General features: G+C 72.6%; 20 protein-coding genes. 1 reads left to right on the top strand and 19 read right to left on the bottom strand.

The window, feature by feature from the left end; translation table 11 throughout:
• Positions 1 to 10: 10 nt before the first annotated feature.
• From H030_RS35180 to H030_RS0125450, 9 genes are all read right to left on the bottom strand, one after another.
• Positions 11 to 436, bottom strand: coding sequence for a potassium channel family protein (locus H030_RS35180; RefSeq protein ID WP_035130058.1), 426 nt, complete (start codon positions 434 to 436; stop codon positions 11 to 13).
• 82 nt (positions 437 to 518) lie between these two features.
• A complete protein-coding gene (locus H030_RS0125415) occupies positions 519 to 2,528 on the bottom strand; it encodes an amino acid permease (protein ID WP_027008199.1) in 2,010 nt (669 codons plus the stop codon).
• Positions 2,529 to 2,774, bottom strand: coding sequence for a hypothetical protein (locus H030_RS0125420; protein ID WP_027008200.1), 246 nt, complete (start codon positions 2,772 to 2,774; stop codon positions 2,529 to 2,531).
• Between the two features lie 26 nt (positions 2,775 to 2,800).
• Positions 2,801 to 4,720 (bottom strand): APC family permease, encoded by a 1,920-nt coding sequence (locus H030_RS35185; RefSeq protein WP_051223743.1) that lies wholly within the window; start codon positions 4,718 to 4,720, stop codon positions 2,801 to 2,803.
• Between the two features lie 127 nt (positions 4,721 to 4,847).
• Entirely contained in the window at positions 4,848 to 7,037 is a 2,190-nt protein-coding gene (locus H030_RS0125430; RefSeq protein ID WP_081691162.1) for a methyl-accepting chemotaxis protein, read from the bottom strand.
• Between the two features lie 125 nt (positions 7,038 to 7,162).
• Positions 7,163 to 8,677 carry a M28 family peptidase gene (locus H030_RS0125435; RefSeq protein WP_081691163.1) on the bottom strand — a complete coding sequence of 505 codons (1,515 nt, stop codon included), beginning with the start codon at positions 8,675 to 8,677 and terminating at the stop codon, positions 7,163 to 7,165.
• Between the two features lie 237 nt (positions 8,678 to 8,914).
• On the bottom strand, positions 8,915 to 9,208 hold the full coding sequence (locus H030_RS0125440; protein WP_027008203.1) for a DUF4242 domain-containing protein: 294 nt from the start codon (positions 9,206 to 9,208) through the stop codon (positions 8,915 to 8,917).
• 53 nt (positions 9,209 to 9,261) lie between these two features.
• Positions 9,262 to 11,859: a helix-turn-helix transcriptional regulator gene (locus H030_RS0125445; RefSeq protein WP_035129781.1), complete on the bottom strand. Its 2,598-nt coding sequence runs from the start codon at positions 11,857 to 11,859 to the stop codon at positions 9,262 to 9,264.
• A 45-nt stretch (positions 11,860 to 11,904) separates the two neighbouring features.
• Positions 11,905 to 12,381 carry a group II truncated hemoglobin gene (locus tag H030_RS0125450; protein ID WP_027008205.1) on the bottom strand — a complete coding sequence of 159 codons (477 nt, stop codon included), beginning with the start codon at positions 12,379 to 12,381 and terminating at the stop codon, positions 11,905 to 11,907.
• Positions 12,382 to 12,509: 128 nt separating this feature from the next.
• On the opposite strand from H030_RS0125450, the gene H030_RS0125455 reads away from it, so the two are divergent.
• Positions 12,510 to 12,917: a nitroreductase family deazaflavin-dependent oxidoreductase gene (locus H030_RS0125455; protein ID WP_027008206.1), complete on the top strand. Its 408-nt coding sequence runs from the start codon at positions 12,510 to 12,512 to the stop codon at positions 12,915 to 12,917.
• 202 nt (positions 12,918 to 13,119) lie between these two features.
• Here H030_RS0125455 and H030_RS0125460 read toward each other — a convergent pair whose 3' ends face one another.
• From H030_RS0125460 to H030_RS39890, 10 genes are all read right to left on the bottom strand, one after another.
• Positions 13,120 to 15,228 carry a sodium-translocating pyrophosphatase gene (locus H030_RS0125460; RefSeq protein ID WP_035130065.1) on the bottom strand — a complete coding sequence of 703 codons (2,109 nt, stop codon included), beginning with the start codon at positions 15,226 to 15,228 and terminating at the stop codon, positions 13,120 to 13,122.
• Positions 15,229 to 15,386: 158 nt separating this feature from the next.
• On the bottom strand, positions 15,387 to 15,836 hold the full coding sequence (locus H030_RS0125465; RefSeq protein ID WP_027008208.1) for a hypothetical protein: 450 nt from the start codon (positions 15,834 to 15,836) through the stop codon (positions 15,387 to 15,389).
• On the bottom strand, positions 15,833 to 16,996 hold the full coding sequence (locus H030_RS0125470) for a carboxylate-amine ligase (RefSeq protein WP_027008209.1): 1,164 nt from the start codon (positions 16,994 to 16,996) through the stop codon (positions 15,833 to 15,835). Before H030_RS0125470 ends, H030_RS0125465 begins: the two co-directional genes overlap by 4 nt.
• An 11-nt stretch (positions 16,997 to 17,007) precedes the next feature.
• Positions 17,008 to 17,685 carry a redox-sensing transcriptional repressor Rex gene (locus H030_RS35190; RefSeq protein WP_081691164.1) on the bottom strand — a complete coding sequence of 226 codons (678 nt, stop codon included), beginning with the start codon at positions 17,683 to 17,685 and terminating at the stop codon, positions 17,008 to 17,010.
• Complete coding sequence (locus H030_RS0125480; protein ID WP_051223746.1) at positions 17,682 to 17,930, bottom strand: glutaredoxin family protein; 249 nt, start codon at positions 17,928 to 17,930, stop codon at positions 17,682 to 17,684. Before H030_RS0125480 ends, H030_RS35190 begins: the two co-directional genes overlap by 4 nt.
• Positions 17,931 to 17,938: 8 nt before the next feature.
• Positions 17,939 to 18,928, bottom strand: a complete 990-nt coding sequence (gene tsaD / locus H030_RS0125485; protein ID WP_231398535.1) for a tRNA (adenosine(37)-N6)-threonylcarbamoyltransferase complex transferase subunit TsaD — start codon at positions 18,926 to 18,928, stop codon at positions 17,939 to 17,941.
• 20 nt (positions 18,929 to 18,948) lie between these two features.
• Entirely contained in the window at positions 18,949 to 19,482 is a 534-nt protein-coding gene (gene rimI, locus H030_RS35195; RefSeq protein WP_051223747.1) for a ribosomal protein S18-alanine N-acetyltransferase, read from the bottom strand.
• Entirely contained in the window at positions 19,479 to 20,156 is a 678-nt protein-coding gene (gene tsaB, locus H030_RS37915) for a tRNA (adenosine(37)-N6)-threonylcarbamoyltransferase complex dimerization subunit type 1 TsaB (RefSeq protein WP_155892272.1), read from the bottom strand. Before tsaB ends, rimI begins: the two co-directional genes overlap by 4 nt.
• Positions 20,153 to 20,593 carry a tRNA (adenosine(37)-N6)-threonylcarbamoyltransferase complex ATPase subunit type 1 TsaE gene (gene tsaE, locus H030_RS0125500; RefSeq protein ID WP_027008212.1) on the bottom strand — a complete coding sequence of 147 codons (441 nt, stop codon included), beginning with the start codon at positions 20,591 to 20,593 and terminating at the stop codon, positions 20,153 to 20,155. Before tsaE ends, tsaB begins: the two co-directional genes overlap by 4 nt.
• Positions 20,580 to 21,038 (bottom strand): LPXTG cell wall anchor domain-containing protein, encoded by a 459-nt coding sequence (locus H030_RS39890; protein WP_027008213.1) that lies wholly within the window; start codon positions 21,036 to 21,038, stop codon positions 20,580 to 20,582. Before H030_RS39890 ends, tsaE begins: the two co-directional genes overlap by 14 nt.
• Between the last annotated feature and the right edge of the window lie 54 nt (positions 21,039 to 21,092).

The raw sequence follows: 21,092 nt of genomic DNA on the forward strand, positions 1-21,092 counted from the left end.
GTCTCCCCCTCTAGCCGATCTCGCCGAGCGCCGACGTGAACATCTCGATCGCGTGCTGCGTCGGGCAGATCGTGTGCAGCCCCTGCTCGCTGTACCAGGCGGCACGGGCCGGATCCATGACGCGCACGATGACCTTCTCGACCTCGTAGTGCTTCTGCGCGATCTGCGAGATCGTCAAGTTGGTGTTGTCGCCGTCGGTCGAGGCGATGAAGACGTCGGCGTCGAGGATCCCGGCCTCGGTCAGCGCGTCGACCTCCATGCCGTGACCGACCGTGAAGCGCCCGCCCGCCTCCTCCCAGGTCCGGTCCATGCCGACCTCGAGGCGCTCGTGGCTGAGCGGGTCCTCGTCAAGGACCGAGACGGTGTGACCCGCGGCCAGCGCGGATCGGGCGACGGAGGAGCCGACGCGTCCCGCGCCGACGATGAGGATGAACATCCCCGCGAACATTACCCAGAGGACTGGCGATCAGACCTCACACCCGTGCCAGCCCGCCAAACCGGGCCCGCAGCGCCCCTCGCTAAGCGGGCGGCTCGCGCAGCGGCGGCGCCGCCGAGATCGACTGTGGCGCCGGATCGGCCGCCGGCGCCGGGTGCTCTTCGGGGTCCGCGGCGGCGGCGATGCCGACGTCGCTCGACGGCGGCGCGGTCAGGATGACCTCGCAGCCCGCCTTCGACACCACGTACTTGGTGGCATCCCCCACGAAGTTGTCCAGCGGGCCGCCGCGCCCGCCCAGCAGCGCGCCGCCCCGGATCCGCGACGGCTCCTCGGCCGCCAGCACGATCGCCTGGACGCCACGCCGCCGCGCCTCCTCGACGATCGCCGCACCCGCGCGCCGTGCCCGGACCGTCGCCGTCGCGACCTCGACGCCCTCGTACTCCTCGCCCACCGCCTTGGCGCGCCGCAGCGCCGCCCGCGCGCGCTCCAGCTGCGCATCCGGGAGCCGCGCGTCGATCGGCAGCGCCATCGGGACCTCGAAGATCCACAGCGCCTCGATCGTCGCGCCGGCCTCCTCGCCCAGCCCCTCGTCGTGGTCCTCGCCCGCGAGCCGCCCCGCGGTCTGGATCATGTCGTCGTCCAGCGGCGTGCCCGTCAGCGGCACCAGGATCGACCCGTACTCCAGCTCGTCGCGCTCCAGCTTCAGCGCCGCCTCCGGCACGATCACGCGCTTGAGGATCGACTTGCCCTGTGTGCGCCGGTACGCGACGTACGTCACGAGCCCGAACGCCATCCAGCCGAACCCGACGTACCGCGCGCCCGCGTGTGTGATCACGACGCTCACCCACGCCGCGCCGCTCAGCACCGCGCCCACGACCGCCGGCAGCGGCAGCGACCCGCCGCGGAACCGCACCGACAGCGGCACGCTGTAGAAGCGCTCCTTGTCCGGCTCGCGATAGCGCAGCGAGATGATCGACAGGTGCGCGATCGTCAACCCCAACAACGCGCCGAACGCGTAGATGCCGACGAGGAAGTCGAGGTCCTCCGGGACGATCAGCGCGCCCGCGATCACCGCGGCGATGACGATCAGCACGAACGGCGTCGACCGCGTCGGGTGCAGGCGCCCCAGCGCGCTCGGGATCTGCCGGTTGCGCGACAGCGAGTACGCCAGCCGCGACAACCCCAACATGGCGCTGTTGGACGCCGCGATCAGCGTCGCGGTCGCCGCGATCGAGATGGTGTACTTGAAGAAGTCCGCCACCCACGCGGTGTCGAACGACTCCGCGATCCCCAGGACCGGCGCCTCCAGGTAGAAGCGCGAGATCCCCGTCGCGTTGCCGGCCACCGGGAACGCCGTCATCGCCACCAGCGCGATCCCGACGTAGACCACCATCACGACCAGCGTGGCGGACCCGATCAGGCGCTTCAGCGAGCCGCGCGAAGCGACGACCTCACCCGACAGCCCCGCCGCCGACTCCAGCCCCGTGAACACCACGGTCGCGACGCCCAGCGCGAAGATGACGTCCTTCCACCTCGGGTAGACGCCGAGGTGGATCGGGTCGACCAACGAGTGGTAGTTGAAGAACGTCGCCAGCCCGATGACGATCAGCAGCAGCTGCAGCCCGATGTCGGCGATCACCAGCGCGCCGATCCGGTTCACGCGCGTCTTCGAGAACCCGCGGATGTTGCGCGCCGCGACGTAGAGGACGATCCCCAGCGCGACGATGATCTCGGTCGAGCCGCGCCCCAGGTCGCCCCAGAACGCCGCCAGGTAGTTGGTGGCGCTGAACGCGGTGACCGCGATCAAGATGATGTAGTCGAGCAGGATCGCCCAGCCGGCGATGAACGACACCAGCTCGTTGAAGCCGTAGCGCGCGAAGACCGTCGAGCCCGCGCGCTCCGGGTGCAGCGCCGCGCCCTCGACGTAGGTCATCGCCGCCAGCCCGAAGAACAGCGCGGCGACCAGGAAGACGACCGGCGTCAGCCCCAGCGCGTGGTCGGCGACCACGCCGAGCGAGAAGTAGATCGACGACGCGACCGCCGTGTAGACGATCGCGAACAGCGCCGGCTGGCCGAGCCCCTTGCCGAGCACCTAGCCCTCGCCGTCCTGCGGGCCCGAGCCGTCGCGCGCGGCACGCCGCCGCCCGCCGCCCAGCTGCCCGTTGATGTACAACCGCCCCGCGCCCGCGGCGATGAACAGCACGCCCAGCAGCAGGCCGAAGGCGATCGCGCCGCCGCCGGCCGTGAGCGTCCGGACGATCAGCGCCACGCCGAGCAGCACCAGCAGCGTCGACAGGACGGCGGTCGACGACCGGTGCAGGTTCCGGGGCGGGGGCATCTCGGGCACGAAGGCTACGCGCAACCTCAGGTGGGGACCGCGATGCCCGCGGGCCGGTGCGGCGGCTTCGTCTCGGGATCGGACTGGATGATCACGCGGCACGGGCGCTCGGCCAGCACGGTCTCCAGCGTCTTGCCGAACAGGGTCCCGCCGGTGCGCGGCGGCAGCGGCGCGACGATCGCCTGCGCGTGCAGCGCGCGCGCCTCCTTGACGATCAGGCGCCCGGCCTGGCCGAGGCGGACCTTCTCGATGTGCCCGGTCACGCGCCGGCCGCCCTGCAGGCGCGCCTGCTCGATGATCGACTCGGCCGCCGCCTCGGCCTCCGGGAACGACGCATCGATCGGCGACGACTGCGGCACCGCCATGTACACCAACAGGTGGATGCCGCGCCGGCGCCGCGCCGCGAGCTTGGCGGCCGTGGCGATCGCGCCCTTCGAGTAGGGCTGCGTGGCGTCCAAGGCCACCAACACGCTCTCGTACTCCGCCTCGTGCTCGACGACCGGCCCCTGGATCGCGACCTTCGTGGTCGTCGTCAGGTCCAGGCCCTGGCGGTGGCGGTAGATCGGGTAGATCACCATGCCCAGCAGCAGCCAGCTGATGCCGGCCAGCGCGACGTCGACGTGGAGCGCGGTGACGACGATGAACGCCAGCAGCGTGAAGAGCCCGCCGAAGACGGCGAACAGCGGCAGCGAGCGGCCGCCCCTGAGCGGGAAGTTGCCCGGCCCGGTCCACGGGCGCCGCGCGTCGGGCTGCGACAGCCGCAGCTTGACGACCGCGATGTGCGCGATCGTGAACGACAACATCGCGCCGAAGGCGTACATGTTGCCCAAGAACTCCGCCTTGCCCGGGATCACGGCGATGCAGGCGATCCCGCCGAAGATCAGGATCCCGACGTACGGCGTCCCGTAGCGCGGGTGCAGCTGGCGCAGGCGGTCCGGCATCTGGCGGTGGATGCCCATCGAGTACACCAGCCGCGACACGCCGATGATCCCGGCGTTGGCCGCGATCAGCAGGATCGTCGCCGCCAGGATGCCGACGTAGACCTCCGCCGGTCCCTGCAGGAACCCCAGGTCGAAGTGCTTGACCACCCCGAGCACCGGGTCACCGGCGAAGCCGCCCTGGTCCTCCGGCAGGCCGAGCTGCGTGACGTACTTGCCGCTCGCGTCCTGGTGGACCGGCAGCGCGCTCAGCGCGACCATCGGCAGCAGCGAGTAGATCGCGAACACGGCGATCACCACGCGGTTGATCGCCGCGGGGATCGTCTTCTCCTCGTCCTTGGCCTCCTCGGCCATGTTCGAGATCGTCTCGATCCCCGTGTAGGCGATCATGCCGACCGGGATCGCGACGAAGAAGTTCTTCCACGTCGGGGCCAGGCCGAAGTGCACGTTGTCGATCAGCACCTGGGGCTTGAACACCAGGAAGATGCCGACCGCGACCAGCAGCAGCTGGGTCAGGAAGTCGACGACGGCCAGGCCGATGTTGACGCCCGCGGACTCCTTGACGCCGCGCACGTTGACCACCGACAGGACGATGATCAGGCCGATCGTGAAGAAGATGTCGCCCGGCGAGTGGCGCAGCGCGTCGACCTGCGCGACGCCGCCGAGGTAGTGCGGCACGAAGAACGCGGAGATCGCGATCGTGATCGTGTAGTTGAGCATCTGCGCCCAGGCGGCGAAGAAGCTCGCGAACTCGTTGAACGCGTGGCGGGCGAACGACGACGAGCCGCCGGCCTCCGGGTACATCGCCGTGGCCTCGGCGTAGGTGGCGGCCGTCAGGTAGAAGATGAAGCCGGTGATGACGAACACCACCGGGGTGAGGCCGAGCGCGAAGCTGGCCACGAGACCCAACGCGTAGTAGATCGACGAGCCCACGTTGCCGTAGGCGGTCGAGAAGAGCGCGTTGACCCCGAGGACGCGCTGGAGGCCATGGAGTCGGCGTTCGGCCATCGAGCGCTCAGCAGTGTAGGGGCGGGGACGGTCGGCGCGCGCCGACCCCTACATGAGGGTGCCGCGGGGGTGCCGCGCGCACCTGGCCCACGCAGCGGAATGCGCGGGCCAGGCGGCGTGGCGGGGCTCAGTCAACCACGAACTGACCGACCAGGCGGTCGAGCTCGTCCGCAGCGCCGGCCAGCTGGGCGGCGGCGGTGGCGATCTCCTGCGTGGAGGCGGAGGTCTGCTCGGTGGAGGCGCTGACCTGCTCGGACGCGGCGCTCGACTGCTCGGCGACCGCGGCCATCTCCTCCATCTCGCGCTCGACCTGCTCGGCGTCGCCGGCCATGCGCTGGGCGGCGTCGGCGATCCGGGCGGCGCGGTCGGTGACCGCGTCGACGGCCGCGCCGATCGCCTCGAACGCGCCGCGCGCGCCGTCGACGGTCTCGGCGGTCTGCTCGGTGCGGCGGGCGCCGTCCTCGACGACGGCGACCGTGCGCTCGGTCTCGGACTGGATCTCGGCGATCAGCGTGCCGATCGTGCCGGCCGCGACCTGGGACTCCTCGGCGAGCTTGCGGACCTCGTCGGCGACGACGGCGAAGCCGCGGCCCTGCTCGCCGGCGCGGGCCGCCTCGATCGCGGCGTTGAGCGCGAGGAGGTTGGTCTGCTCGGCGATGCCGGTGATCGTGGCGACGATGTCGCCGATGCGGGAGGAGCGGCCGGCGAGCTCGCCGATCGCCTCGCGCACGCCGGCGGACGAGGCGCGGACGCTGTCCATCGACGCGGTCGCGTCGGCGACGCGCTGGGCGCCCGTGCGGGCGGCGTCCCGGACCTCGTCGGCGGCCTGCGCGGTGGCGCGGGCCTCGTCGGCCGAGCCGCGGACGGACTCGCCGACGCGGCCGGTGCGGTCCAGCGCGGCGGCGACGGCGCCGACCTGGCGCTCGGCGCCGCCGGCGACGTCGCCGATGGCGCGGGCGATCTCGGCCGACGCGCGGCCGGCCTCGGCGGACGTCTCGGCGATCTGGGCCGAGGCGCCGGAGACCTCGCCGGCGCCGCGCTTGACCTGGCCGATGATCCCGGCGAGCGAGACGCGGGTGCGCTCGTAGGCCTCCAGCGACGCGCGGGTGTCGGCGACGACCTCGTTGAGGGTCTGGGACGCGCGGCCGATCTCGTCGTTGCTCTTGATCTCGACCGGCTGGGTGACGGGCGTGACGCGGACGGTGAGGTCGGCGCGGGCCATCGCCTCCATGCCGTCGTTCAGCGCGCGGACGTCCTCGTGGCGGAGCTGCTCGAGGGCGGCGACGAAGCCGCCGAGCGGGCGGACCAGGCGGCGCGTGATCAGGACGACCGCGGCGCCGAGGAGCAGCAGGGCGATCAGCCCGCCGATCAGCAGGCGGGTCCGGAGCTTGTTGACGGGCGCCATCGCCTCGGACTCGGGCGCGAAGGTCAGCAGCGACCAGCCGCCGGTGGCGACCGGCGACCAGGTGACGATCGCCTGCCTGTGGGTGAACGGGTCGGTGACGACGCGCTGGCCGTTCTTGGTGTTCTTGACGATCGACGCCAGCTGCTTGTTGGAGGCCTTGCCGACGAGCTTGCGGTTGGGCGCCGCGAGGTAGGCGCCGCCGGAGGAGACGAGGACGCCGTAGCCGGTGTCGAGCACCTTGAGGCGGTTGACCTCGCGCTGGATCGAGTCGAGCGCGACGTCGACGGCGGCGATGCCGCGGAAGCTGCCGTCGGTCATGACCGGCGAGGAGTACGTCGTCATCGGGACGCCGTTGGTGCCGACGTAGGGCTCCTGGACGATCGGCCTGTGGGTCTTCTGCGGGCCCTCGTACCAGGCCTTGCCCTTGGTGGTGTCGTCGGTCCCGTCGAGCTGGATCCTGCCCTTCTCCCACCACAGGTACGGCGTGTAGCGGCCGGACTTGGCGTACGCCTTGTTGTTCTTGTAGGCGTTGTCGTCGCCGAAGCCGCCGGGCGCGAAGGTGTAGTAGATGCCGTTGAGCCACCTGTTGTGCAGCAGGACGCCGCGCAGCTGCGTGGTCGCCTCGTCGCGGTCGCCGTTGCGGACGAGCGACATCTGCTGGGCCAGCGTCGCGGGGATCGCCGCGGACTTGGCGCTGGTGGTCTCGATGGTCTGGGCCTGGCGGGCGGTCTGCTCGCGCAGACCGCGGTCGACCGCGGTGCGCTGAGCGTCGAGCGAGCGGGAGACCGCCTGCCAGGTGAGCACTCCGATCGCGAGCGTCGCGAGGAGCAGGATGGGCGCGGCCACCTTGGCCGCGAGCGAGAGGTTGGTCAGTCGACGCACCCACTGGGTGGTCGGACGGCTGGACCACATGGTGAGGTCAGCCTTCGGACTAACACCCTGAAACGGGAGGCGGCTGTGCCGATTCGGCGGGCCGCGGCGGGCGGGACGACCGGAGGTCCGGTGGTCGCCCCGCCCGGCGGTGAGCTCGGTCTGGGTTAGCGGACCAGGCTCGGGCCGTGGTAGTCGCGCTGCGGCGCGGCGCGCTTGGCCTTCAGCGACTCGGTGTTGTCGCTCAGGTCGTTCTCCCGCATCACGAGCTTGCCCGTGGTGTAGGCCGAGGCGTCGGAGAACTCGTCCATCGCCTGGCGGTTGAGGTTGGCCAGGTTGTCGCAGGCCTGGTGGTAGCACCTGTCGAACGCGACGCCCGCCGTGCCGCCGTACCTGGCGACCTGCTCGGGCGTCTTGACGACCTCGGCCCCGGCGAAGATGCCGCCGGCCGGGATCCCGACGTCGGTGAACGCGACGTAGTCCGAGCGCCCGTCGAACGGGGTCGTCTCGCTGGCCAGCCCGCGACCCGACCAGTAGTTGGTGAACAACGCCTCGATGATGTCGGAGCCGACCGGGCCCTCCTCACCGGGGTTGTCCGAGCCGTCGCCGTCGTAGACGAAGCGGGCGTAGTTGGGCGAGGCCATCATGTCGAGGTCGACCATGGCCATGATGTCGTCGCGCGACGCCTGGTCGAGCGAGTCGACGTAGTGCGTGGAGCCGAGCAGGCCCTCCTCCTCGGCGCCGAAGAACAGGAACCGCAGGTGGTTGCGCGGGTTCTTGACGGCCTTGCCGTAGCGCAGCGCGATCTCGACGTCCTGCGAGGTGCCGGAGCCGTCGTCGTTGATCCCCGGGCCGGCGGCCACGGAGTCCAGGTGCGAGCCGACGACGACCGTGTGGTCGGTGCGCCCGGTGTCGGGCGCGTCGGCGATCACGTTGTAGGTCGTGCGCGTCTCCGACAGCGTGGAGGTCGTGATGTGCACGGTCACCGGGCCGTCGGCGACCTGGGCCGCCAGCGCGCTGCCGGCGTCGAAGCTCAGGCCGAGCGCCGGGATCGTCGTCGGCGCGCCGAGCGTGCCGGCCAGCACCTCGGTGCGGCCCGGCTGGCCCTCGTTGAAGATGAGCACCGCGCTGGCGCCCGCGGCCTGCGCGTTGGCGACCTTGTCGCCGAACGAGCACGTGCCGCGCTGGACCAGCGCGACGTCGCCGGCGGTGAAGCCGGAGAAGTCCGAGGCCTCACAGCCGGAGGTCGAGCCGTTGGGGTCGGCCGAGGGCGGCAGCGTCAGGTCGACGGCCTCGACGTCGGCGGTCACGTCACCGCTGCCGCTGTACTCCATGATCGAGAACTCGTCGCCGGAGTAGGTGTGCTGGTCGGGCGCGGTGCGCTCGAACGCCGCCGGGCTCAGCTCCTGGAAGTAGGGGAACGTGAACGGTTGGACCTGCACGTTCCAGCCGGCGTTCTGGAGCGTGTTGACGACGTAGTCGCGGGACCTGTCGAACCCGGCCGAGCCGGACACGCGCGTCCCGCCGTTGCGCTCGGCGATGTTCGCCAGCGCGCGCTCGTGGCGCATGATGCCGTCGACGGTGACGGCGTCGGCGAGCTTGGTGGCGACCTTGTCGGACCTGTCGGACTTCTTGGCCGCGGGCGCCGCCGTCGAGACGGCGGGCAACGCAGCAGTGGCCATCGCGGCAGCAGCGATGGCGGCGAGAGCAACTCGCTTCACGGGATATGCCTCCTGGAACAGGATGGATGGACCGGGCGCCCCTCCCCGGAGCGCCTCGCCCGTCTTCCATTGCCGCCCTGTTCGATCTGAAACCCACACCGGTCGGTGGGTTGTCCGATCCGGCCTCCCGCAGTTAGGGCGCTGCGCAGCACGCGCAGGGGTCGCCGCGCCACAGCTCGGCGCGCGACGGGGGCGCCCTCAGGCGGCGACCGGGTCGGGCCGGACGACGACGGTGTCGGCGATCGCGACGATCTCGTCGACCGGGAGGTCGGCGCGGCGCGCGTGCTCGCGGATCGCCTCGGGGCTCGAGGCCTCGTAGATGCAGAGCGTGCCGACGGTGCCGTCGCCGCCCTCGTCCAGGACGTAGCTGCGGATCCAGCGGATGTCGCCGGGCATCTCCTGGTCGCCGACGTGGGTGGAGCGCGCAGCGGCGGCTTCGAGGTCGGCGCCCGAGGCCCAGCCGTTGCGGCGGATGATCGCGTAGAGGTTCATGGCGATCGACGCTACGCGCGGCTCGGCGCGGCGACATCGGTCGTGTGACCTATCTATGGCGACGACGACGACGGCGGGCCGAGGCCCATGCGCGCCGCGGCGGCGGCCGCCTGGCCGCGGTTGGGCACGTCGAGCTTGCGCAGGATCGCGACGACGTGGTGGCCCGCCGTGCGTGGGGAGACGAACAGGCGCGCGCCGATCTCCGTGTTCGTCAGGCCCTCGGCGACCAACCCCAGCACCTCGATCTCGCGGTCGGTCAGCCCGGCGGGGTTCGCGCGCGTGCGCACGCGGGGACCGGCCGGGACGTTGCGCGTGCCCGCGGCGCGCAGCTCGCGTGCGACGCGCGTGGCCGCCGGGCGGCTGCCAAGCGCCCGCAGCGCCTCGACCGCCGCGGGCGTCGGGTCCGCCAGCGCGGCCTCCCACGGGCAGGCGCGCGCGGCCCACGCGGCGGCGGCACCCGCGGCGTCGCCCTGCAGCTCCAGTGCGTAGGGCTCGCCGACCCAATCAAGTTGCCTTGCCGCATCATCGTCAACCAGCCCCACGCGCCGCCGCCACACGGCCAGCTCCCCCGCGACCCAGCGGTCGCCGAGCGCGACGGCGAGCGCCAGCGTGTCGCGCGTCTCCTCGTCGATCGCTTCGTCGTCGCCGTGCAGCCACCGCGCCTCGGCGCGCGCGGCGGCGACCACGCCGGCGCGCTGCAGCTCGTCCATCCCGCGCGCCAGCTCCAGCGCCTCGTCCAGCGACGCCCAGACGTCCGGGTCGCCGCGCCGCGCCCGCACGCGCGCCCGGACCGCGAGCGCCGCGATCCGCGTCGGCGCGCTGGGCGACGACGCCTGCAGCAGCTCGGCGGCGCTCGCCGCGGCCTCGTCCCAGCGCCCGGCGTCCAGCAGCGCCCGCGCGCGGAAGGACTCCATGTAGCGCAGGTAGGACCCCATGTCGCGCTCGGCGCAGTAGGCGATGCCGTCGGCGAGGTGGCCGGCGGCGCGCGCGGGCTCGCGCAGCTCGACCGCGATCGTCGCGAGGTTGACGTACGCGCGGGCGGCGTCGGCCTCCAGCCCCGCGTCGAGCGCGATGTCCAGCGCGGCGGCCAGATCGACATACCCGCCTTGGTCGCCGCTGCGCAGGCGCGCGACGCCGACGTTGTTGCGCGCGTGCGTGAGCACGTCGCGCGCGCCGGCGTCCTGCGCCAGCGCGATCGCCCGCTCGCCGAGCGCGACCGCCTCGGCGTTGCGGCAGGCGACCATCCGCAGCGAGCAGACGTCGCTCAGCGCGCGGGCGAGCTGCGCGCCGGCGCCGGGCTCGCCTTCGAGCAGCGCGACCGCGCGCTGGCCGTGGCGCTCCGAGGCCTCGTGGTCGCCGGCCAGCCAGGTCAGGCGCGCGAGCCAGCGGTGCTGCTCGGCCTCGCCCGGCCGGTCCCCGGCGGCGCGCACGAGCAGCTCCCGCCGCGCGGCGATCGCGTCGTCCACGTCGTCGATCAGCCAGCACGCGTTCGCGCGGCGTTCCAGCACGACGTCGCGCCGCGGGTCGGCGTCGTCGATGTGGCGCAGCGCGCGGGCGTACTGGCCGGCCGCCGCGCGATGGGAGGACAGCGCGGTCGCGCGGTCCCCGGCCGCGGTGGCGTACGTGACGGTTGCGGGAGCGTCGTCGGCGGCCTCGGCGTGGGCGGCCAGCCGCGCAGGGTCCGGTGAACGATCGGCGTTCGTGAGCGCTCGCAACGCGCCACGGTGCAGGACGACGCCCCGCGGCGCGGGGATCGAGGCCTCGATCGCCTCGCGGGCGATCTCGTGGCGGACGCGCAGGCGCGCGCCGTCGGCGACCAGCACGCCCGACGCCAGCGCCCGCTCGATCGCCGCCGCGCCGCCGTCCGGGACCTGCGCCTCGACCAGCCACTGCTCGGCGCCGTCGGGCTCGATCGCGATCGCGTCGAGCGCCGCGCGCGCCCCGGCGTCGAGGTGTGAGGCGCGGGCCAGGACGGCGTCGCGGATCGTCGGCGGCAGCGCCGTGCCGGGCGCCGCCAGCGCCTCGGTGACGAAGAACGGGTTGCCGTCGGTGCGCGCGTGCAGGCCGTCGGTGTCGGCGCCGGGGTGCTCCGCGTGCTCCGCGAGCTGCGCGACCGCCGCCGGTGACAGCGGCGCCAGCGGGAGATGTACGACAACGCCCGCGGGCAGCTCGCCGAGCGCGACGCGCAGCGGGTGGTCGCGGCCGACCTCGTCGTCGCGGAAGGTCAGGACGACCAGCGCGGCCGTGCCGGCGAGCCGTCGCACCAGCAGCCGCAGCACGTCGAACGTGGCGTCGTCGGCCCAGTGCAGGTCCTCGAGCAGCAGGACGACCGGCGGCGTGAGGGCGTCGGCCAGCGCGGTCGCCACCGCGACCGGCGTCGCCGTGGCGGTCGCCAGCAGCTCCTCGGCCGCGCCACCCAGCGACTCCGCGACGTCCGCGAACGCTCCAAGCGGCCGCGGCGTCGCGAGCGCGTCGCACGCGCCGGCGAGCATGCGCGCCGTGGCGTTGCGGGTCCGGAACGCGCGCAGCACCGCGCTCTTGCCGATCCCGGCCTCGCCGCCGAGCGCGACGACCCGCACCGAGCCCGTCGCCGTGACGTCCGCCAGCAGCGCGTCCAGGCGCGCCAGCGTGTCGTCGCGTTCGAGCAGCATCCGCGAAGCATCGCGGCCCCACGGCGCGGGCTCAAGCCCGACGGGCTAGGGCTGATACGGCGGCGCCACGCCCCAGCCCCAACGCGGCACGGGTGCTTGTTCTACAACTTCTGCGTCGGGCTGGGAGTTGTGCAGGGCCAGCCGGCTCCCCCACTCCGCGTAGCCGACGATCGCGGCGCGGAACTCCGGGTCATCCGGCAGCCCGGCGTCGTCGGCGGCCTGGCTGAGCAGCGTGACGAACCGCAGCCGTTGCTCCGGCGTGATCGCCAAGCCGCGGTGCTGGCCGAGCATGTGCGCGTAGCCGCCGTGCTGCTCGGTGTAGTCCGCCGCGCCACCCATGACCTCGACCCACCACGCCGCCGCGTGCGCGCGGTGCTGCTCGGAGACGGTGCCGCCGAACAGCGGCGCGATCGACGGCTCCTGCTCGATCAAGTCGTAGAAGACGTCCAGCCAGCGCCGGAACGCCTCCGGCCCACCGCCCCACTCGAGGATCGTCGGGGGAGCGTCGTCGGCGGCGGCCATGGCGACGACGGTAGCCGACGGCGCGGCGCGCTCAGCCGCTGCACCACCGAGAAGACTCAACCCTCGGCAACTGCGCGACCGCGGCCCGGGCGGTGACCGCCAGTCCCGGAGGGCGTAGGGTCCGCGGCATGAACGACTTCAACACCCAGATCATCGAGGAGTTCCGCGCGAACGACGGCGTCGTCGGCGGGATGTTCGAGGGCGCGCCGATGATCCTGGTCACGCACACCGGCGCCAGGTCCGGCGCCACGCGCACGACGCCGCTCGTGCACTTCGACATCGACGGCGACCGCTACATCGTCGCCTCGGCCGCCGGCGCACCGAACCACCCGGCGTGGTTCCACAACATCCTGGCCCACCCCGAGGTCAGGCTCGAGGTCGGCACCGACACCTACGAGGCCACCGCCACACCGGTCGACCCCACCGACCGCGACCGCCTCTACCCCATCGTCGTCGAGCGGATGCCCAACTTCGCCGACTACGAGGCCAAGACCACCCGCACCATCCCGATCGTGCGCCTGACGCCAAAGGCCTGAGCGCCGGGCGGGGCGACGGAGGCCGTGTGGAGCGAGAGGCGCGGCGCTTCGATGGGTGGCGGCGAAGAGCGCCGACGGTCGCGGTGTCGCGGCGATGACGATCGGTAGCCGGGCCGTTGGTGGACCGGCGGCGACGGCCGCGGAAGCTGGCGCCCGAAGGGGCGGAAGCGACCGCGGCCGTGTGTGCCGAGACTCTCCGTGGTCAGGTGATGACCGGGATGATCAGGATCGCCACGATGTTGGCGACCTTGATCATGGGGTTGATGGCTGGGCCGGCGGTGTCCTTGAAGGGGTCGCCGACGGTGTCGCCGGTGACCGACGCGGCGTGGGCGTCGGAGCCCTTGCCGCCGAACTCGCCGTCCTCGATCAGCTTCTTCGCGTTGTCCCACGCACCGCCGCCGGCGGTCATCAGGACGGCGAAGAAGAAGCCCACGACGATGACACCGATGAGCAACCCACCCAGCGCCTGCTCGTCGATCAGCCCGACGATGAACGTCATGACGATCGGCAGCAGCGACGGCAGGATCATCTCCCGCTGCGCGGCCTTGGTGACCAGATCGACGCAGCGCGCGTAGTCCGGCTGCTCGGTCCCGTCCATGATCCCCGGGTGCTCGCGGAACTGGCGCCGGACCTCCTCGACGACCGCACCGCCGGCGCGGCCGACGGCCTCCATCGACAGCGCCGAGAACAGGCAGACCATCAACCCGCCGAGCAGCAACCCGATCAGGACCGGCGGGTTGTCGATCGCGAACACGAAGTTCGTGTGCGACTCGAGGTTCAGCTCGGATTTGAAGCCCGCGAACAACACGATCGCGGCCAGCACCGCGCTGCCGATCGCGTAGCCCTTCGTGACCGCCTTGGTGGTGTTGCCGACGGCGTCCAGGCGATCGGTGATCGTCCGGACCTCCTCCGGCAGCTCCGCCATCTCCGCGATCCCGCCCGCGTTGTCGGTGATCGGCCCGAAGGCATCCAAAGCGACGATCAACCCGGTCAGCGACAGCTGACCCATGACCGCGACGCCGATCCCGTAGATCCCGATCGCCCCGCCGCCCGCGATCTTCCAGGCGCCGAAGATGCCGAGGACGAGCACCAGCGCGGGCAGTGCCGTTGCCTGGAAGCCCTGAGCAAGGCCCTGGATGATGTTCGTCGCGTGGCCGGTCTGCGACGCCGCCGCGGTCTTGCGGACCGGGCTGAATCGCGTCGACGTGTAGTAGTCGGTGATCACGAACAGCAGCGCGGTGACCACGATGCCGATCAGCGCGCACAGGTACAGGTCGCCGACGCTCGGGGTCGGCTCCCTGTGCGCGATGCCCGCCACGACTGCCTGACCCCTCACGAAGGTCAACGTCGTCCCCGTGTGCACGCCGTCCATCAGCCACTTCGTGACCGGGTAGAACGCCGCCGCCGCGATCACGCCGGAGGCGATCAGGCCGCGGTACAAAGCGCCCTCGACGTCGTCGCCCGACGTCCGCACGAAGAACGTGCCGATGATCGACGCGACGATCGCGACGGCCCCGAGCACCAGGGGATACAGCGCGACCGCCGTCGCATCGGCGGCGCTGAACTTCAGCACGCCGATCAGCATCACCGCGACCGCGGTCACGGCGTAGGTCTCGAACAGGTCGGCCGCCATGCCCGCGCAGTCGCCGACGTTGTCGCCCACGTTGTCGGCGATGACCGCCGGGTTGCGCGGGTCGTCCTCCGGGATCCCGGCCTCGACCTTGCCCACCAGGTCGGCGCCGACGTCGGCCGCTTTGGTGAAGATGCCACCGCCCAACCGCGCGAACACCGAGATCAGCGAGCCGCCGAAGCCGAGCCCGATCAGCGCGTCGACCGCCTGCTTGGGCGTGTCGTCGAACGCGAAGGTCAGGATCCCGTAATAGCCCGCAACGCCGAACAACGCGAGGCCCACAACGAGCAGGCCCGTGATCGCGCCGCCGCGGAACGCCGCGGTCAGCGCCGGCGGGACACCGCCGCGCGCCGCCTCCGCGACGCGGGCGTTGGCGCGCACCGACACGTTCATGCCGATGAACCCGGTCGCGCCCGACAGGACACCGCCGATCGCGAAGCCCACCGCGACCTTGATGTCCTGCACGAAGATCAACACCACGAACAACACGACGCCGACGACGGCGATCGTCTGGTACTGACGGCGGAGGTACGCCTGAGCGCCCTCCTGGACAGCACCCGAGATGCGCTGCATCTCGGCGTTTCCTGGGGAGAGCGCCAGCAGTTGCCGCGCGGTGGTGAGCCCGTAGGCCACCGCCAGCGCGGCGCATACCAGCGCCACGATCACCCCGTGGTCGGTCAGGAAGTCACTCAACGCAGGTCCTCCAAGGTCTGGTTGATGGGCCTTGGTGGCGCTACGACGACGCCGGCCCCCTGGACAGCGACGCGATCCTAAACAGACCGGCGGACCTTTGTGTGCGGTTCGTTGCTAATTGCGCGGACCGACTGTCCGCGCGTGACCTACTGGCCCGGCACCCAGAGGCGCCCGGAGGACTGCGCGGGACCCCCGCCGGCCGGGTCGCCGCCGCCCTGCGCGCCCGGCTCCGAGGCGCCACCGGCCGGGCCGCCCGGCGCGCCGCCGGCCAGCTGCGCGTAAGCCATCTGCAGCTGGGACAAGGCCTCCCTGATCGCCGCGCCGTCGGGCCCGAGCTGCGGCTCGATCAGCACGAGCAGCGCACGCGCGCCCTCGATCGCCAACCGGAGCTGCTCCGGATCCTGCTCGTCCTCGGTGCCCGGTGCCAATCCGGCACGCCGGCCGCCGAGGTTGACGAGCGTGACGATCGTCTGCACGACGACGTCCTCGACGCGCAACGTGCGGAGCTGCTCCTCCAGCTGCGCCTCGTAGGCGGCGCGGAGCTCCTCCTCGCTCATGTTCGACGGATCGATCGGGGGCTGCTGCTGGTCGCTCATCTGGCGGGAACCTCCTGGGCGTAGGACAAGGTCGTCTCCTGCACGGAGGTCTGGAAGACCTCCTCCATCGGGACGCCGGCGGCGATCGCACGACGCTGGCGCTGCGCGCCGTTGAGCGGCGGGAACACCGGCTCCAGCCCCAGCTCGGCGCGCATCGGCGCCGTCCAGGTAAGCAGGTCGCCGAGCGCAGCCGCCGCGGGCCGCTCCTCGCCGGTGGCGAAGTCGATCAGGTGGCCGTCCATGCCGTGGCGGATCGCCCGCCAGAAGTTCTCCTCGATGACGCGGCGTTCCAGGAACGCGTCGCCGGTCGGCGACGGACGCCCTTCGTCGTGGTCGCGCGCGGCCTGCGCGACGCAGGCGACGATCAGCGTCGCCAGCGCATCGGACTCCTGCGCGGTCGCCTGGGCGTCGCAGATCCGGACCTCGACGGTCCCGAACGAGAAGTGCGGGCGCACCGACCACCACACCTGGGTGTACTCGACGATCGAGTTGGTGCGGGTCAGGAAGTCGATGTACCTGGCATAGGTCGCCCAGTCGCCGTAACCATCCGGGATCCCGCAGCGCGGGAACGACTTCGTGAACGACTGCGTGCGCGCGGAATGCAGGCCGGCGTCGCGCGCGTCGAGGTAGGGCGAGTTCGCGCTGACCGCCAGCAGCGTCGGGAGCACCGCGCGCAGGCGGTCGCAGACGGCGATCGCGCGGTCCGCGCCGCGGACGCCGACGTGGACGTGCAGCGAGAACGTGTTGTTGCGCCGCGCCACGTACTGCAGCCCGTCGACCACGCGGCGGTAGTGCTCGGTGTCGATGTTGGGCTGCTCGCGGTAGTCGGCCCACGGGTGCGTGCCGGTCGAGCCGAGCACGACGCCGCGCGCGCCGGCCAGCTCGAACAGCCGGCGGCGGTGGTCGCGCTGGTGCGCGAGCGCGTCGTGCAGGTCCTCGCCGCGGCCGGAGGTGATCTCGATCTCGGACGAGATCAGCTCGCCGGCGATCGCCCTGCCGAGGACCGGATCGCCCGCCAGCGCGGAGTCGCGCAGCTCCTCGAAGCGCGGGACCATGTCCAGCGTCTCGGGGTCGAGGATCGCGAACTCCTCTTCGAGGCCGACCGTCCAGTCGGACGACGCCGCGAAGGCCTCCGCGGCGCGATCGGTGTCCAGGCTCATGTGGTGGTGACCTAGGTGAGGTAGAAGTACAGCGCGTACAGGAGGTCCACAGCCGGGCTGGAGGTGTGCACGGTCACCTCGGGTGGGACGCGCAGCAGCGACTCGGAGTAGTTGAAGATGATCTTCACGCCGGCCCTGACGAGCTGCTCGGCGAGGCCCTGCGCCGCGGCGCTGGGGACGGCGAGGACGCCGACGACGATGTCCTCGTCCTCGACGACCTGGCGGAGGTTCTTGACGTCGCGGACCTCCAGCGACCCGACGTGCATCCCGATCTTGTCGGGGTCCAGGTCGAAGATCGCGACGACCCTGAAGCCGTGGTCGGCGAAGACGTCGGAGGAGGCGATCGCCCGGCCGAGGTGGCCGGCGCCGAACAGCGCGATGTTGTGCTGGCCCGCGGTGCGCAGGATCTTGCGGATCTGCGTGACGAGGCCGTCGACGTTGTAGCCGACGCCGCGCTTGCCGAACTTGCCGAAGCCCGACAGGTCGCGGCGGATCTGCGTGGAGTTGACCTGCGTGAAGGCGGACAGCTCCTGCGAGGAGATCGTGTCCTTGCCTTCCTTCTTGGCCTTGGTCAGCACCTGGAGGTAGCGCGCGAGGCGCGCCGCGACGCCGAGCGAGAGCCGTTCCGGCATGGCACCGTCGGCCGGCACGCCGTTCCCGCTCGAATTGGCCAGATCGCTGACGCTCATCCGCCGCCAACTGTACCGAGGCGGTCCCGGAGAACGGCGTCGTCCACGAAGAAGTCGAACAGGTGCTCACCGTCGAGCACGATCACCGGGATGCGCTCCAGGTAGCGCTTGTGGAGGTCGTCGTCGGCCTCGATGTCGATGTCGTTGAGCCGGAACCCGTACTCCGGCTGGAGCGCGAGCAGCTGCGCGCGGGCGTCGTCGCAGAGGTGGCAGCCGGGGCGGCCGTAGAGGTCGATGGTCGCCACGCCGCGTCTCAGAGCGCCCGCTGGCCGGTGGCGTGCACCTCGAGCCCGAGGTAGTCCGGAAAGCGGACCGGCTCGACGTAGCGGGCGGCGCTGGCGATCATCGCCGCGTTGTCGGTGCACAGCGCGCGCGGCGGGACCTTGACGGTCGGCGCCAGCGCGCTGAGGCGCTCCCGCAGCGGGCCGTTGGCGGCGACGCCGCCGCCGATCGCGAGGCGGTCCAGGCCGGTGTCCTTCAGCGCGCGCCGCACGCGCAGCGCGAGCTGCTCGACGATCGCGTGCTGGTAGGCGGCGGCGAGGTCGGCGCGGCGCTTCTGCGCCTCGGCCTCCCCCAGGTCCCGGACCTTGTAGAGCAGCGCGGTCTTGAGCCCCGCGAAGCTGAAGTCCAGGCCGCCGAGCTTGCTCGACGTCGGGAACGCGAACGCGTCCGGGTCGCCGTCGCGGGCGAGCTTCTCCAGGTGCGGGCCGCCGGGGAACGGCAGCCCGAGCAGGCGCGCGCCCTTGTCGATCGCCTCGCCCGCGGCGTCGTCGAGCGTCTGGCCCAGCACGGTGAAGCCGTCGTGGCCGTCGACGCGGGCCAGGAACGTGTGGCCGCCGGACGCGATCAGGCACAGGAACGGAGGCTCCAGCGGCTCCCCGTCCTCGGTGTGCAGGAAGTTGGCCGCGACGTGGCCCTGGAGGTGGTCGACCGGCGCGAGCGGCAGCTGTCGCGCCGCCGCGATCCCCTTGGCCGTCGCGACCCCGACGAGCAGCGCGCCGACCAGGCCGGGCCCGGCCGTGACCGCCACGAGGTCGACGTCGTCGAGCGTGATCTCCGCGCGCTGCAGCGCGTCGTCGACGACCGGCGTCGCGAGCTCCAGGTGGTGGCGCGAGGCGACCTCCGGGACCACGCCGCCGTAGCGGTCGTGCACGCCCTGGGAGGAGATCACGTTGGCCTTGATCTCGCCGTCGCCGGTGACGACCGCCGCGCACGTGTCGTCGCAGGAGGTCTCGATCGCCAAGATGGTGGCGTTGCCCGGAGTCACAGCAGGCGCGTCTTGTTGCGCGGGTCGACCGCGTTGGGGATGTCGTCGAGGCTGCCGCGCAGCGTCGCCGGCGTGCGCCACATGATGAGCGCGTCCTCGCCGTTGTCCTGGTAGTACCGGCGACGCAGCCCGGCGGCCCGGAACGCGTGGCGCTCGTAGAGCGCGATCGCCCCGGCGTTGGAGACGCGGACCTCGAGCGTGAAGCGCGGCTCGGGCTCCTCGACGCGGGCCAGGAGGTCGGTCAGCAGCGACGTCGCGACGCCCTGGCGGCGCACGTCGGGCGACGCGGTCACGTTCATGATGTGCCAGACCGTGTCGTAGCGCGAGCAGATCAGGTAGCCGGTGATCGCGCCCTCGCCGTCGGTCGCCGCGAGGCAGATCCCGGACGGCTTGGACAGCTCCAGCACGAACATCGCCAGCGACCACGGCGTCGGATACGAGCGGCGCTCGATCGCGATCACCTGCGGGAGGTCCGCGTAGGTGAGGCGGCGGACCGAAGGCGTGGTCGGTGCGGGGAGGCTGCTGGTCAACTCGGGCGATCTGCGCGGGGCACGGCGTCCGGGGCGCGGACGTACTCCGGGACGAGCGCGTCGCGTGGGACGGGTTGGGCCGCGGCGGCGAGCCGGCACAGCGGCCCGGCGCCCACCCGATGCTGCGGGTCGTCGTCCGGTGCGACCGCGATGCCCACCGCCTCGAGCTCCGCTCGGAAGCGTATCGCCCCGTCGCCCACGGCCCGCCAGGGGCCGGATGCGAGCGCCGAGACCTCGCTCAGGCGCTCGGGGCGCCAGGCGGCGGGTTGGAGGATCGGCGTCGTGGCGCTCCAGGCCGCGACGTACGCCTCGCCGCGGCGGGCGTCGAGGATCGCCAGGACGTTGCCGGCGTCGTGCTCGAGGGCGAGCGCGGCGAGCGTGGAGACCGGGACGGTCTCGGCGACCAGGCCCTGCGCGAGCGCGCGGGCGGTCGCGACGCCGATCCGGATCCCCGTGAACGTGCCGGGGCCGACGCCCGCGCCGATCCGCGTGACGTCGCTCCAGCGCGCGCCGGCCTCGGTCAGCGCGGCGTGCGCGAGCGGCAGCAGCTCTTGCGTGTGGCCGGGGCGCTCGCCGGGCGCGGGGTCGTGGCGGCGGTGGGCGAGCAGCGTGCCGTCGTCCTGGGCAACGCCTACAACTGTGGCGGGCGTGGCGGTGTCGAGGGCGAGGATCATCGGCGCCGCCACTCGACTTCGAGCGTGCGGTGGTCCTCGCCGGCGTGCGCGAGGCGGACGACGGCGGCGATCCGCTCCAGCGTCGGCTCCGCGATCTCGGGCCACTCGACGAACGCGACCGCGTCGGGCGTCAGGTAGTCCTCCAACAACGCGGGGTCCTCGTCGTCGAGGCCGGACAGGCGGTGCAGGTCGAGGTGCGCGATCGGGAGGCGGCCGCCGTCGTACCGGCGCCCGATCGTGAACGTCGGCGACGTCACCGGTCCCTCGAAGCCCAGCGCGCGGGCCGCGCCGCGCACGAACGTGGTCTTGCCCGCGCCCATCTCGCCCTCCAGCAGGACGACGTCGCCGGGCGCCAGCCGCGCCGCCAGCGCAGCGCCCGCGGCCTCGGTGTCGGCCGCGCTGGTGGTCGTCGCCGGGCTGTCGCTAGAACCGCTCAGGGGCGTTGCGCATGCGAAGGCCGATGCCGGCCACCACGAGCACGACCCCGGCGAGGACGAGGACGCGGGCGTCGAGGCCCGTGTTCGGGAGCGTGCCGCTGGCCTGCGTGGACGGCGCGGCGGTCGCGGTCCCGGAGGTCGACGGCGTCGAGGTGCCCGAGCCGGAGCCGGAGCTCCTGGTGCCCGACGAACCCGAGCCGGACGACTGCGGCGCCTGCGTCAGCGGCTGCGCGTCGGAGTCGCTGGTGCCCGACGACCCGCTCCTCCCGCTGCCCGACGAGCCGGAGCCCGACGAGCCCGACGAGCCGCTGCCGCCGAACGGGTCCTCGTACTGCTGGTCCCCCGCCCCACCGCCCGACTGGGCGATGGCAGAGGCGACCGGCCCGCCGACCCCGATCAGGGCGACGACGAGCAGCACGACGATCCGGCGGCAAACGGACGGCACGCCTCGACAGTCTAAGGACTTCGCGGACGACGACCGTCCAACCCCATCAACAGG

Origin of the sequence: Conexibacter woesei Iso977N (genome assembly GCF_000424625.1) — a bacterium.
GTDB classification, from domain to species: domain Bacteria; phylum Actinomycetota; class Thermoleophilia; order Solirubrobacterales; family Solirubrobacteraceae; genus Baekduia; species Baekduia woesei_A.

Coding starts and splice junctions, on each gene's coding strand:
- H030_RS0125470 (WP_027008209.1), bottom strand. CDS start 16,996: ATGAGCCTGGACACCGATCGCGCCGCGGAGGCCTTCGCGGCGTCGTCC.
- H030_RS0125465 (WP_027008208.1), bottom strand. CDS start 15,836: ATGAGCGACCAGCAGCAGCCCCCGATCGATCCGTCGAACATGAGCGAG.
- H030_RS35190 (WP_081691164.1), bottom strand. CDS start 17,685: ATGAGCGTCAGCGATCTGGCCAATTCGAGCGGGAACGGCGTGCCGGCC.
- H030_RS0125450 (WP_027008205.1), bottom strand. CDS start 12,381: ATGGCCGCCGCCGACGACGCTCCCCCGACGATCCTCGAGTGGGGCGGT.
- H030_RS35180 (WP_035130058.1), bottom strand. CDS start 436: ATGTTCATCCTCATCGTCGGCGCGGGACGCGTCGGCTCCTCCGTCGCC.
- H030_RS0125455 (WP_027008206.1), top strand. CDS start 12,510: ATGAACGACTTCAACACCCAGATCATCGAGGAGTTCCGCGCGAACGAC.
- H030_RS0125445 (WP_035129781.1), bottom strand. CDS start 11,859: ATGCTGCTCGAACGCGACGACACGCTGGCGCGCCTGGACGCGCTGCTG.
- H030_RS35185 (WP_051223743.1), bottom strand. CDS start 4,720: ATGGCCGAACGCCGACTCCATGGCCTCCAGCGCGTCCTCGGGGTCAAC.
- H030_RS0125420 (WP_027008200.1), bottom strand. CDS start 2,774: ATGCCCCCGCCCCGGAACCTGCACCGGTCGTCGACCGCCGTCCTGTCG.
- H030_RS0125440 (WP_027008203.1), bottom strand. CDS start 9,208: ATGAACCTCTACGCGATCATCCGCCGCAACGGCTGGGCCTCGGGCGCC.
- H030_RS0125430 (WP_081691162.1), bottom strand. CDS start 7,037: ATGTGGTCCAGCCGTCCGACCACCCAGTGGGTGCGTCGACTGACCAAC.
- H030_RS0125435 (WP_081691163.1), bottom strand. CDS start 8,677: ATGGCCACTGCTGCGTTGCCCGCCGTCTCGACGGCGGCGCCCGCGGCC.
- tsaB (WP_155892272.1), bottom strand. CDS start 20,156: ATGATCCTCGCCCTCGACACCGCCACGCCCGCCACAGTTGTAGGCGTT.